General features: G+C 65.5%; 6 protein-coding genes, 1 pseudogene and 1 riboswitch. Of the genes and pseudogenes, 3 read left to right on the top strand and 4 right to left on the bottom strand.

The window, feature by feature from the left end; genetic code table 11:
• Positions 1 to 444, bottom strand: a pseudogene (locus tag VF662_RS03315) (phosphomethylpyrimidine synthase ThiC); the annotation flags it as partial.
• A 29-nt stretch (positions 445 to 473) separates the two neighbouring features.
• Positions 474 to 585: riboswitch (TPP riboswitch) on the bottom strand.
• 303 nt (positions 586 to 888) lie between these two features.
• Here VF662_RS03315 and VF662_RS03310 point away from each other — a divergent pair.
• Both VF662_RS03310 and VF662_RS03305 read left to right on the top strand, forming a co-directional pair.
• A complete protein-coding gene (locus VF662_RS03310; protein ID WP_464137667.1) occupies positions 889 to 4,014 on the top strand; it encodes a TonB-dependent receptor plug domain-containing protein in 3,126 nt (1,041 codons plus the stop codon).
• 126 nt (positions 4,015 to 4,140) lie between these two features.
• On the top strand, positions 4,141 to 4,404 hold the full coding sequence (locus VF662_RS03305; RefSeq protein WP_464137664.1) for a hypothetical protein: 264 nt from the start codon (positions 4,141 to 4,143) through the stop codon (positions 4,402 to 4,404).
• Here the strand turns inward: VF662_RS03305 and clpB are convergent.
• The 3 genes from clpB to VF662_RS03290 form a co-directional block, all read right to left on the bottom strand.
• Positions 4,394 to 6,985, bottom strand: coding sequence for an ATP-dependent chaperone ClpB (gene clpB, locus VF662_RS03300; RefSeq protein ID WP_464137662.1), 2,592 nt, complete (start codon positions 6,983 to 6,985; stop codon positions 4,394 to 4,396). The two genes, VF662_RS03305 and clpB, sit on opposite strands and share 11 nt — an antisense overlap.
• Before the next feature lie 79 nt (positions 6,986 to 7,064).
• Complete coding sequence (locus VF662_RS03295; RefSeq protein ID WP_464137661.1) at positions 7,065 to 8,363, bottom strand: eCIS core domain-containing protein; 1,299 nt, start codon at positions 8,361 to 8,363, stop codon at positions 7,065 to 7,067.
• 159 nt (positions 8,364 to 8,522) lie between these two features.
• Positions 8,523 to 10,154: a M28 family metallopeptidase gene (locus tag VF662_RS03290; RefSeq protein WP_464137659.1), complete on the bottom strand. Its 1,632-nt coding sequence runs from the start codon at positions 10,152 to 10,154 to the stop codon at positions 8,523 to 8,525.
• 183 nt (positions 10,155 to 10,337) lie between these two features.
• On the opposite strand from VF662_RS03290, the gene VF662_RS03285 reads away from it, so the two are divergent.
• Positions 10,338 to 13,271 (top strand): M16 family metallopeptidase, encoded by a 2,934-nt coding sequence (locus VF662_RS03285; RefSeq protein WP_464137656.1) that lies wholly within the window; start codon positions 10,338 to 10,340, stop codon positions 13,269 to 13,271.
• Positions 13,272 to 13,287: the final 16 nt, after the last annotated feature.

Raw genomic sequence — 13,287 nt, 5'->3', positions numbered from 1 at the left:
ATTCTCGCGGACGGCGACATATTCCATCTCGGGAGTGATGATGCCTTTGCGGGCATAGTGCATCTGCGAGACGTTGGCGCCGGGCTTGGCTCGCAGCACGGTCTTGCGGACGTTGGGGAAGGGCTGGACTCCGCCCGAGCGGTCGGGCCCGAGCTGGCCGTTATCCTCGGGCTTCACTTCGCGCTGAAGGACCTCCTCGACGTCGCCGCGGGCGCGGATCCAGTCGCGGCGGAGCTCGGGGAGGCCGGCCATGATGTCGATGCGGGCATTGGGGTCGGTATAGGGTCCGGAGGGATCGTAGACCCTGAGCGGCGGCTCGCCCGAGGAGGGTTCGAGATGGATCTCACGCATCGCGACGCCCAGCGGCCCGACATGCACCTTTCGAGAGCCGCGGATGGGGCCGGTGGTGACCTTAAGCTCGGTACGGGCGGGGATATCGGCCATATTCGCTCTCCATCTATGGAGGGAGTACGGGCGGGCCGCCTCTCCCTCCCTACGCCGGTGTCAGCCGGATCAGGTTCGGCGGGTCGCGGCCGGATTCAGCCGCCTCTCAACCTTGTGCGCAAGGTCCCCCGGGGATGGATGAGCCATAAGCGCCTCCGGGACGGCGGGGAAGCCGGATTCCGCGCTTGCCGCAGATGGGCGACGCATTTCGGGCTAAGCATCGGAAAGCCAAGGATTTCCGCCGGGAACGCGCCTGTGACATTTTCGCTACAGCCTTTTTCGAAACGATCCGCCTCCTCTACAGCCGCTTTACAAGATCACGCGCTTGGATGAGCTAGGGCAGATGCCGGAAGTCGCGGAAAAGCGACAATGGCGGCTGCCTAGAGATGGCTTGGGGGGTCCCTCGGGGTCCCGGCATCTCTACCAAACCATGAGGGATCAAAGGTGACTCAGCAGACCATTTCAACACGCGGGCTTCTCCGCGGCAGCACTGCGCTAACCGCACTGTTTCTCGGCGCCAGCCTCATTGCCACTCCGGCAATGGCGCAGGACGCGACCAACCAGCCGGCCACGCAAAGCACCAATTCGACGACCACTGCCGACGAGCCCACCCAGGGCAATGAGGATGCGCAGGAAATCGTCGTTACCGGCTCGCTGCTCCGCAACCCTGCCGCCGCGACCGCTATCCCGGTGATGTCGGTCACTGCGGATGACATCGAGAAGCGCGGCATCACGACCGTCACCGACTATCTTCAGACGATGTCGGCGAACAACGCCGGCACCGTGCCGCCGAGCTGGTCGGCCTTTGGATTCACAGCCGGCGCGAGCGCCCCTTCGCTCCGCGGCTTCAACGACGCTTACACGCTCGTGCTGTTCGACGGCATGCGCTCGGCCGTCTATCCCCTGGCCGACGATACGCAGCGTAACATCACCGACATCAACACCATCCCTGCTTGGTCTGTCGGCCGTATCGACACGCTGCTCGGCGGCGCCTCCGCAACCTACGGCTCGGACGCAATCGCGGGCGTGGTCAACGTCATTACCAAGAGCGAGCTGCAGGGCCTGCATGGCAACTTCTCCGCCGGTATTTCGCAACGGGGTGACGCGGGAGAGAGAAGGGGCAGCCTCGCTTACGGCGTCGGCGACCTTTCCTCGGACGGCTACAACATCTACGTCGGCGCGGAATATCAGAAGAACGATCCGCTTTATTCGCGCGACCGCGGCTTCCCGTTCAACACCGGTAATTTGAGCAGCATCTGCGGCACCGCAGATCAGGGTTGCTTGAACAATGCGGTGCGTAACGGCATCCAGGGTGACGGCACTCTCGGCGGCTTCGCCCGGACACCGGCTTTCGCTGTGCGCCCGTATAATCCGGCCACCGTGCTTCCGACCGGATTCTCGGGCCCGCTCGGACCGTTCCAGTATGTGAGCGGTTGTAATAACGGCACCACCGCCTTCCAGGTGACCAATGCGCAGGCGGGGGCAACCACGCCGGCCGACCGCATCGTCTGCCAGAGCGATGAATTGAACCGGTACCAGATGTACGCGTCCGAGATCGAGCGGAAGGGCGCCTCGTTCCGCGCCACGAAGCGGTTCGGCGACTCCGAAGCTTTCGTGACCTTCAACTATTACAACACCAGGACGTTCAACGAGAATACTCCGGGAAGCTTCACTGGCTCGACCGCGGCCGGTGGACGCAACGTCAGCGTCAGTGGCTTCTTCCTCCCGATCTATGTCTGCCCCCAGGGGAAGGCCGTCGTCGGCACCAATCCCGCAACCGGCAACATCTCGGGCCCCGCGATCGCGAGCGGCTGTACCAACGCAAACGGCACTCCGGTTGCTGGGGCGGTCCTCAACCCGAACAACCCCTTCGCGGCGCAGGGCAGGTTGGCGTTGCTCTCACTGGCGGTGCGGGACCCGCGCCAGACCCTGACCAATGCCAGGAGCTACCGTGCTGCGATCGGCGCGCACGGCGAGTTCGGTGACGGCTTCAGCTATAACGTCGGCGCCACCGCATCGCGGGTCGACCTGGACGTCACGAACCGCAATTATATCTACCTCCAGGGTCTGCTGGATGCGATCGCCACCGGCTCGTACAATTTCGTGAACCAGGACGCGAACACCCAGGCGGCGCGCGACCAGGTCTTCCCGGAACAACGTAGCACGAAGGTTTCCAAGCTCTGGCAGGTCCAGGGTGCGATCGGTAAGGACATTGTCGCTCTTCCGGGCGGCGACCTGAACGTCGCGGTCGGCGCCCAATTCCGCCGGGAAACCCTTAACAACCCGAGCTCAAACGCGCCGAACGATACCAATCCCTACGCACGTTATTACGGTATCAACGCCGTCGGGGTGAAGGGCAGCCGCGATATCTGGTCCGCGAACTATGAGATTAGCGCTCCCATTCTTGATAGCCTGCGTCTGAGGGCGTTGGGTGCCTATGACCATTACTCAACCGGGCAGAAGGCGTTCTCGCCTTCCTTCGAAGCGGAATTCAGGCCGATCCAGCAGCTGAAGCTCCGTGGTTCCTGGTCGCGTGGTTTCCGCGCCCCGAACCTCAACGAATCGTTCCAGTTGCCGGCGACCGGTTATACCGCCGCCTCGATCTCCTGTACGAATCCGGTCTACACCGCCTTCTGCGCGGCGCACGCCTCCAACCCCGCTTACTATCAGGGCGGCTACTCGCCGGGTCTGACGTCTTCGGGTAACCAGGACCTCGAGCCGGAGAAGTCGACCGGCTACACTTTCGGTGCGGTTCTCCAGCCGAGGCGGAACATCACACTGACGGTCGATTTCTGGCAGACCCGGATCAAGAACCTGATCGTTCCACCGTCGGTGACTGCCGCAATCACCGAGCAATATTACACCAACAATGGCGTGGTGAATATTCCGGGAGTGACGGTCATCCGGGGAACTCCGGATCCGCTGAACCCCGCCGCTCTGCCGCTGCTTGGCTTCATCCAGGCGCAGTTCCAGAATGCTAACGGCTTCCTGGGCCGCGGCATCGACGGCACGGCCGATGTACGGATACCGCTGCCTTTCGCCGATCTCAGCCTGCGCAGCGTGCTCAACGCTTCGTACCTTTTGAGACTGCAGCAGGAGAATGACGACGGCACCACTTGGCGCTACGATGGTACGCTGGGTCCGTGCGGCTGGACCTCCTGCTCTGGTGCTCCGAAATTGCGCTTGAACTGGCAGAACACGCTCGAGGTCGGCAATCGGGGGAGCCTGACCCTCACCGCCAACTACACCAGCGGTTATTCGTCTGTGGCGACGGACTCGGGTGGAACGTACGGCGATTGCCAGCAGAGCGCCGACGACGGTCAGCTCCTGTCCTGGCACAACGGCGATCCGGTGCAGTGCCGCGGCAAGTCGGTCTTCTGGGTCGACGGGCATGGCGAGATCAAGCCGAGTGAGGGTCTGACCGTCTATGCTGACGTTCTGAACATCTTCGACAGGAAGCCGCCTGTCGATTGGAACGCTGCCTATGGCATCTATCACTTCAACCCCGCTTGGGCCGATCGTCTCTTCATCGGCCGTTACTTCCGTGTGGGCGCGAGGATTAACTTCTAACTCGAACAGCAGCGACACGACCTGGGGGCGGCTTTTGCCGCCCCTTTTTTTGCCTGAAGCCTGGCCAGTGCGGCGACTTGGAAGACGCGGCGACTGCGGCTAAACGAACGTTTTGGGGAGGTGGTAATGTCTCGTTTGAAGATGCTCGCCCTGCTCTGTGCAGCCAGTACGATCACGGCTGCGCCGCTTCCTGCTCAGCTCGCAGCTGAGCCGCAGCCCAAAGCGGCAGACCAGAAGCCCATCTGTCGTTACGAGCCGGTCGTCGGTTCAATCCGGCTCCTTCGAGTCTGCAAGACCAAGGAGCAGTGGACCGCCAAGTCGGCAGCGGACGCTCAGCAGGCAGACCGCCTGCGCGACCGCTCGCAGCGGATGGGTTCGATCAACCCGTAACGGTGCCGGAGGTCAGCACGAGCTGACGTTCCCCCTCGTCCACGCTTACGGTCGATCCGTCCTCGATCTCCCCCCGCAGGATGGCGTCGGCGAGCGGGTCCTGGAGGTATTTCTGGACGGCCCGCTTCAGCGGCCGGGCGCCGTAGACGGGATCGTAGCCGACGCGGCCAAGCCAGGCGCGGGCGCCGTCGGTGAGATCGAGCGTGATCTTCCGGTCGGCGAGGAGCTTGCCCAAGCGCGCGACCTGGATGTCGACGATCGGGCCCATATGCGCCTGGCCGAGGCGGTGGAAGAGAATGATCTCGTCCAGCCGGTTCAGGAATTCGGGGCGGAAATGGCCGCGGACGACCTCCATCACCTGCGGCTCCACCTTTTCGACATCCTCGTCGTCGGTGAGGCTCGACAGATACTGGCTGCCGAGGTTCGAGGTGAGGATGATGATCGTGTTGGTGAAATCCACCGTCCGGCCCTGGCCATCGGTGAGGCGGCCGTCGTCGAGCACCTGGAGGAGGATGTTGAAGACGTCGCCATGCGCCTTCTCGACCTCGTCGAACAGCACGACCTGATAGGGGCGGCGGCGGACGGCTTCGGTGAGGACGCCGCCTTCCTCATAGCCGACATAGCCCGGAGGCGCTCCGATCAGCCGGGCGACCGAATGCTTCTCCATGAATTCGGACATGTCGATCCGCACCATCGCGGTCGAATCGTCGAACAGGAACTCGGCGAGCGCCTTGGTGAGCTCGGTCTTGCCGACGCCGGTGGGGCCCAAGAACAGGAACGAACCCATGGGGCGGTTCGGATCCTGGAGACCGGCGCGGGAGCGGCGGATGGCCGAGGCGACCGCCTTCACGGCGGCTTCCTGGCCGATCACGCGGCGGCCGATCAGCTGTTCCATCTGGAGCAGCTTCTCGCGCTCGCCGGAGAGCATCTTGTCGACCGGGATGCCGGTCCAGCGCGAGACCACGCCGGCAATGTCCTCGGCGGTCACTTCCTCGCGGAGCATGGCGGTGGCGGTGGCCGCTTCCGCCTCGGCGAGCTGCTTTTCTAGCTGCGGGATGCGGCCGTACTGAAGCTCGCCCGCCTTTGCGAGGTCGCCGGCGCGCTGCGCCTGATCGAGCTCGAGGCGGGCGGCGTCGAGCTGCTCCTTGAGCTTCGATTCCGCGGCGATCTTGTCCTTTTCCGCCTGCCAGCGTTGGGTCAGCTCCGAGGATTGCTGCTCAAGGTTGGCAAGCTCCTCCTCGAGCGCCTTGAGGCGGTCCTTGGAGGCGCGGTCGGTTTCCTTCTTGAGCGCCTCCCGCTCGATTTTCAGCTGGATGATGCGCCGGTCGAGATTCTCGATCTCCTCGGGCTTCGATTCCACCTCCATGCGCAGCCGCGAGGCGGCCTCGTCCATGAGGTCGATCGCCTTGTCGGGGAGGAAGCGGTCCGTGATGTAGCGGTTGGAGAGCGTCGCCGCCGAGACGATCGCGCCGTCGGTGATGCGGACGCCGTGGTGAAGCTCGTATTTTTCCTTGAGGCCGCGGAGGATCGAGATCGTGTCCTCGACCGTGGGCTCGCCGACGAAGACGGGCTGGAAGCGCCGCTGCAGCGCCGGGTCCTTTTCCACGTGCTTGCGATATTCGTCGAGCGTGGTGGCGCCGATGCAGTGGAGTTCGCCGCGGGCGAGCGCGGGCTTCAGGAGGTTGGAGGCGTCCATCGCGCCTTCGCCCTTGCCCGCGCCGATCAGCGTGTGCATCTCGTCGATGAAGAGGATGATGTCGCCCTCGGCCTGGCGGACCTCGTCGAGCACGCCCTTCAGCCGCTCCTCGAACTCGCCGCGATATTTGGCGCCGGCGATCAGCGCGCCCATGTCGAGCGCCATCACCTTCTTGTCCTTGATGCCGTCGGGCACGTCGCCATTGGCGATGCGCAGCGCCAGGCCTTCGGCGATCGCGGTCTTGCCTACGCCGGGCTCGCCGATCAGGACGGGATTGTTCTTGGTGCGGCGGGCGAGGACCTGGACGGTGCGGCGGATCTCCTCGTCGCGGCCGATGACCGGATCGAGCTTGCCGTCGCGGGCGGCCTGGGTGAGGTCGCGGGCGAATTTCTTGAGCGCGTCGTAGCGGTCTTCGGACGAGGCGGTGTCGGCGGAGCGGCCGCCGCGAAGCTCGTTGATGGCGGCGTTGAGCGCATCCGCCTTGACGCCCGCATCTGCAAGCGCCTTGCCCGCGGCGGTGGTGGAGGCGAGGGTGAGTGCGAGCAGGAGCCGCTCGACCGTGACGTAGCTGTCGCCGGCCTTCTGGGCGATCTGCTCGGCGCTGTCGAGCACGCGCAGCGCCTCGCCGTCGAGGCCGGGTGCCGAATTGGCGCCGCTGCCCGAGACCGCGGGGATCTTCGCCAGCGCTTCGTCCGTCTCCCGCCGCGCCGCCTCCGCGCTGCCGCCGGCGCGGGCGATCAGGCCCGCGGCCATGCCCTGCTCGTCCTCGAGCAGCGCCTTCAGCACGTGCACCGGCGCGATCCGCTGGTGGTTCATCCGAAGCGCGACGGTCTGCGCCGACTGCAGAAACCCGCGTGCGCGGTCAGTGAATTTTTCGAGGTTCATATTGGCCCCTGGTTCAGTTTCAGCAGGGCATGTAGTGTGGCATTTCGGTCACACAAGCCTCGCCGCACCTCATTTAGGCTTACTGGAATTTCCCCTTGTGCTGCTTCCAGGCGATCGGAGCGGACAGCGGAGGCGCCTTTCGCAAACCGTCTTTGATGAGTTGCGCGTCATGATGACCCTTCAGCTCGTGCAACTTCCTTTCTACCGTCTTCCAGTCAAGGGTATCCATGGCTTTCCGCATATCCTTGAGCGTCTTGGATCGAGGGGTGAGTAGGCCGGTGCCGCCGGGGACCATATTGGGGTCGAAGCCGGCGCCCGGATCGTCCGTCCGATCTTCAGGAAGCGGACCTACTTCCAGATTTCCAGGCAGGTTGTGCAATTGCCGCCGTCGATCGGACACAGCGGGCATAATTGCGTCAAGGGCGTTTCGAACGCCTGCGCCTTTGCCGCCTGAACCCGACAGCTGATCGTGGAAACTATCCAGTTCATGTCGTGGGAGCTTGTGATGAATAGCGTATCCTCCCCATGATGGGTTCTTTGCCGCTATTTTCTTCGCCGCTTTTCTGACGGAAGGTACAGCCCATTCACCTCTCTTCTTTTGGTGTTTGTCGAAGAAACGCCGAGTGAATGTTGCAGCCAAGCCGCCGAGGGCGGCGCCAAGGCCCGCGCCAAGGCCCATTCCGACGCCGGGAACCATATTTCCCAGCAAGCCGCCCAGCACTCCCCCGCCCAGAGCTCCCCAGACCCCGGCGCTGGCCCGCTGCACGGTGCCGCAACCAGGACTTGCAGGCGGAGGCGACACAATTGGAGCCATACCGACAGAAACTTGTCCTCGCGCAGTCAGACCTCGGCCGCGCCGATACCCGCCGGGTCGCGCCGATCCGGCCACTGGCGCTCGGAAGGCGAAGGCGCCCATGCCGTCGGCCTCGCGTTCCAACCCTTCATGTTCGTTGACCGGGGTGCCGCCGAAACGGCTCGTGGCTCGCACCCGGCCCTGCTTCTGCTGCACCACGTGCCATGCCTCGTGCGGCAAGTGCCGCTCCTGACCGGGGCCCAGGTGGATGTCGGTGCCCCGCGCGTACGCGAGCGCGCCGAGCTTCCCCGGGTGCGGGGAATTCCGGTGCACCCGCACATCATTCATCGAGAGGCCCGACAGCGCCTCGATTCCGGATTTGAGCCCGTCCGGAAGCCCGGTCCTGTTCGGCAAGGCGGCGTCCGGAAGGCTCTCCTGCGGCAGCAGCGGGATGTCGCCTATGCTGAAGCGGGGCGCGGGCGCTGAGGCGCTCGCCGGGCCGGAGCGCTGGGCATCGGGGGCGGACCTGGCGGCGTCGGGCGCCTTTCGGGCGCGGACCGGCTGGCGTGCGGCATGCTTGGGCAAGGGCTTCCTCCCGTTCGCTGAGCGACGCGCACCGGCCATTGCTGGCGCGGCCAGGATGCACTCCGGCCGCGCGCTTGGCGAGTCTGGAATTCCCCGGGCAGCGGGAGGGAGTCCCTGCCCCGGACGGGGGGCAGGGAAGATCGTCCCCGCCGTGCAGGCTTACCGCGCCGCCCGCTGCGCCTTCGGCTGGTTCGGCGCCATGGTCTTGCCGAAGAAGCTGTCGGCGTACCAGCGCGGCGCTTCGGGCGAGTCGGCGATTTCGCGGGCGATCAGATAGTTGATGCGCGCGAACTTGGCGCCGGCCTGCCAGTCGATCGGCTGCGAGAGGTCGTCCGTGGGCTTGTGGTAATTGGTCTTGAGGAAGCCGGTGAACTTCTGCTCGCCGCCATTGGCGAAGCCGGTCATCAGGAAGACCGACGGGATACCCTCCTGCACGAAGCGGTAGTGATCGGAGCGGACGAACAGATTCTCCTGCGGCAGGGGATCGGCGGAGAGCTTGACGCCCATCTGCGCGCCGGCCCGTTCGACGATCGGGCCAAGCGTCGAATGCTCGGCGCCGAAGGCGATCACGTCCTGGAAGTCGTAGAGCAGGACCGGCATGTCGAGGTTGACGACGCCGACCACCTTGCCGCCTCCCACGACCGGGTTCTTGGCGAGATATTGCGAGCCGAGCAGGCCCTTCTCTTCGGCCGTGACCGCCGCGAACAGGATCGGGCGGCGAGGACGCTGCCCGGATTCGACGAACGCGCGGGCAGCTTCGAGCATGGTGGAGATGCCGGTGGCATTGTCCATCGCGCCGTTGTGGATCTTGTCGCCCTCCAGCTTCGGATCGACGCCGACGTGATCGAGGTGCGCCATCAGGAGCACATATTCATTGGCGAGCGCCGGATCGGAGCCCGGGAGCATCGCGATGACGTTGGGGCTGGTGGTGCGCTGGCTGACGCTCTGCCGCTCGAGCTTGAGCGGCTGCTTCAGCGCAAAGCCCTTCGGCTTCGCGCCCTTCTTTCCGGCCTGGGCGAAGATCGCGGCGAGCGGAGTCTTCGATCCGGCGAACAGCGCCTCGGCCGCCGGCGTGTCCAGGGTCGCCGAGAAGCGGATCCCGGGAGCGTCGGTGAAGGGGCGGCCGTCCGGCCCCACCCAGGTCATGCTGCTGTGGTGGATACCGCCGGTCAGCGCGGACCAGGGGCGCCTTTCCTGATCGGCCGGGGTGCGGATGGTGACGATGCCGATCGCGCCCCTCTGCTCGGCCATCCGCGCCTTGCCGCGTGAGAAGTGGGCGCCGATGTCGCTTGCAGTGCCTTCGGGCACGCCGCCGAGCATGACGACGACCTTCCCCTTCACGTCGAGGCCGGCATAATCGTTGAAGCCCTGGGCGGGCGCGTCGATTCCGTAGCCGACGAACACGGCAGGCGCTTCGATGGTCTGATTGGCTTCGCTCGAGCTTGCGCCGGTGACGAATTCCTTGCCGTTCTCGAAGGTGCGGCCGCCGATCGTCAGCCGCGCCGGAGTTTCGCCGAGCTTGTAGGTGACGAAGGGGACCTGCTGGTACCAGCTGCCGTTGGGGCCGGCAGGCTTCAGGCCCAGGCCCTGGAAACGGGTGGCGACGTAGCGGGCGGCGATCTCGTAGCCCGGCTCGCCGGTGTTGCGGCCCTGGAGGAGATCGTCGGCAAGGAAGGCGACGTGGGAGCGGAATGCGTCGCCGGTGAATGCGGGAGTGCCCGTCTGCTGCGCGAACCCGGCAACGGGAAGGGACAACGCAGCGGCGGCTGCAAAAAGGGTCTTCAGGCGCATTTTCGGGAACCTCTCCAGGATGGTTTTGCAAAGGTCTTTAGCGCTCGCGGCGCGCGCTGCAAGGCGCAGATTAAGCCACGGAATGCGCTGAACTTTTCCAGCGTTCCGAAGCCGCTCTTCTGTTGCCTGCTAACCTCAATCAGGATAGATGCGCCGTATCCACATATCGGAGGGGATTATTCGATGCGCCGTTCGCTGCTGTCTTTGCTGCTGACCACTACCCTTGCACTGCCCGCTTATTCGGCCGTTTCGGCCGCCGCGCCGCAGGCCGCCGCCTCCGCATCCCCGGCCGCTCCGGTGAGCACGCTCGTGAAGCGCGTCGACATCCCCTATCAGGCCTTCACGCTCTCGAACGGTTTGAAGGTGCTGGTGCACGAGGATCGCAAGGCTCCGGTCGTCGCGGTCAGCGTCTGGTACAATGTCGGATCGAAGGACGAGCCGAAAGGCAAGACCGGCTTCGCGCATCTCTTCGAGCATCTGATGTTCAACGGGTCGGAGAATTCGCCGGGCGACTTCTTCGAGCCTCTGCAGCAGATCGGCGCCACCGATTATAACGGCACCACCAATTTCGACCGCACCAATTATTTCCAGACGGTTCCCTCGGCCGCGATCGAGCGCGCGCTGTTCCTCGAATCCGACCGGATGGGCCACCTGCTCGGCGCGGTGACCCAGGAGAAGCTCGATAACCAGCGCGGAGTCGTCCAGAACGAGAAGCGCCAGGGCGACAACCGTCCGGGCGGCCTCGTCTTCTACCGCCTCCTCGACGAGCTGTTCCCCGAAGGCCATACGTACAAGCACTCGGTGATCGGCTCGATGGCGGACCTCGACGCCGCCAGCCTCGCCGACGTGAAGAAGTGGTTCACCGACAATTACGGGCCGAACAATGCGGTGCTGGTGCTTGCCGGCGACATCGACGCGAAGACGGCGCGGCCGCTGGTCGAGAAATATTTCGGCGACATCAAGCGCGGCCCGGTCAACAATCCGGCCCAGGCCGCCGTGCCGACCCTCAGCGCGCCCAAGAACGTGGTGATGAAGGACCGCGTCGCAGCAACCAGCGTGTCGCGTTACTGGGTCGTCCCCGGAATGCTCGACAAGCAGAGCGTGGCGCTCGACCTTGCAGCCTCGGTGCTCGGCGGGCTTGCCAGCTCGCGCTTCGACAACGAGCTCGTCCGCAAGGAGAAGATCGCGGTCTCGGCGAGCGCGAACGTCACCCAGCTCCACCGCGTTGGCCTGTTCAGCGTTTCCGCGACCGTGCGGCCGGGCGTCGATCCGGCGGTGGTCGGGCGGCGGCTCGACGAGATCGTCGCCGACTTCCTTCGGAACGGCCCGACCCAGGCCGAACTCAACCGCGCGGCGGTCTCCGAGGTTGCCGGGCGCATCAAGGGCCTGGAGCAGGTCGGCGGCTTCGGCGGCAAGGCGGTCGCTCTCGCAGAGGGTCAGATCTACGCCAACGACCCGGAATTCTATAAGCGCAACCTCGCCCTTTATGCCGGCACCTCGCCGCAGCAGGTGAAGGCGGCGGCGCAGCAATGGCTTCGCCGTCCGGCGCTGAACCTCACCCTCGAGCCGGGTGAGCGCGAGGCTTATCAGGAGGCGAAGACGGTTGCGGCCGCGGCTCCGGCCAAGCCCGCTCCGGCGCAGGCGAAGCCGCAGACGCCGACCGCGTTCAAGCGGCAGATGCCGGCGGTCGGTTCGCTCTCGCCGCTGGACTTCCCGGACGTTCAGCACGCGACGCTCGCGAACGGGGTTAAGGTCCATTACGCACAGCGGACTGCAGTGCCGGCGACGCGCGTCTCGCTGTCGTTCGACGCCGGCCAGGCCGCCGATCCGGTGACCGCGCGCGGCACCCAGGGGCTGATGCTTGCGCTGCTCGACGAGGGCACCACCACCCGCAATTCGACGCAGATCGCGGAGGAGCAGGAGCGGCTCGGAGCCGACATCAGCTCCAACGCGACCATCGACCGGACGATGGTGAACCTCTCGGCGCTGACGCCGAACCTGGCGCCGTCGCTCGACCTGCTTGCCGACGTGGTGCGGAACCCCGCTTTCGCCCCCACCGAGGTGGAGCGCGTCAAGGCGCAGATGCTGACCGGCATCGCGCAGGAGATGAAGGACCCGCAGGGCATCGCAAGCCGCACGCTTCCGACCCTGCTCTACGGGCCGAACCACCCCTACGCCACCACCGGCAGCGGCAATGCCGCGGCGGTTGCGAAGCTCGGGCCGGCGGACCTCGCCTCGTTCAAGCAGGCCTGGCTGCGCCCCGACGCGCTCGAGATCTTCGCGGTCTCGGACCTGCCGCTGCAGCAGCTTCTGCCGAGGCTCGAAGCGCGCTTCGGCAACTGGCAGGCTCCGGCGACGCCGAAGGGCAAGAAGGTCTTCCCGACCGCGATCCCTGCAGCGCAGCAGCGCGTCGTCCTGATCGACCGGCCGGGTTCGCCCCAGTCGCTCATCTACGGCGGCCTCGTCACTCCGCTGAAGGGCTCGGACGACATCGTCGACCTGACGTCGGCCAACGACATCCTCGGCGGCAACTTCCTGTCGCGCATCAACATGGACCTGCGCGAGACCAAGGGCTGGTCCTACGGCGTCTCCGGCCGGGTGCAGCGCAGCGTGCAGGCGGTGCCCTACATCATCGGAGCGCCGGTGCAGGCCGACCGCACCGGCGACTCGCTGGCGGCTTTGATGGCGGACGTGAAGGACTTCCTCGGCACGAAGGGCGTCACGTCCGAGGAGCTGAGCCGGACCACCGCCAACAACATCCGTAGCCTTCCGGGGAGCTTCGAGACTTCGGCTGCAGTCCTCAACGGAATGCAGAGCAACGTGCTCTACAACCGTCCGGACAATTATTACGAGCAGCTGGCCGGCATCTACCAGGCGCAGACCTCGGCCCGTCTCGACGCGGCGGCGCGTGCGGCGATCAACCCGAACAACTTCGTCTGGGTGGTCGTCGGCGAAGCGGCCAAGGTCCAGCCGCAGCTCGCCAAGCTCGGCATTCCGAGCGTCTCGAGCTGCGGGCGGACCCGAGCCGCATCGCCGACGACCACCCAGACGAAGTTGTTCGGGTTCACCGTCCGGCGAATAGCCTGGTCGAGCTGCTGCGTCGTCATTCCGCGGTAGCGGCCGGCGATCGTCT

It is taken from the genome of Allosphingosinicella sp. (genome assembly GCF_036387215.1).
In the GTDB taxonomy this organism is placed as follows: domain Bacteria; phylum Pseudomonadota; class Alphaproteobacteria; order Sphingomonadales; family Sphingomonadaceae; genus Allosphingosinicella.
This window is presented reverse-complemented; position numbering and strand designations above follow the sequence as displayed.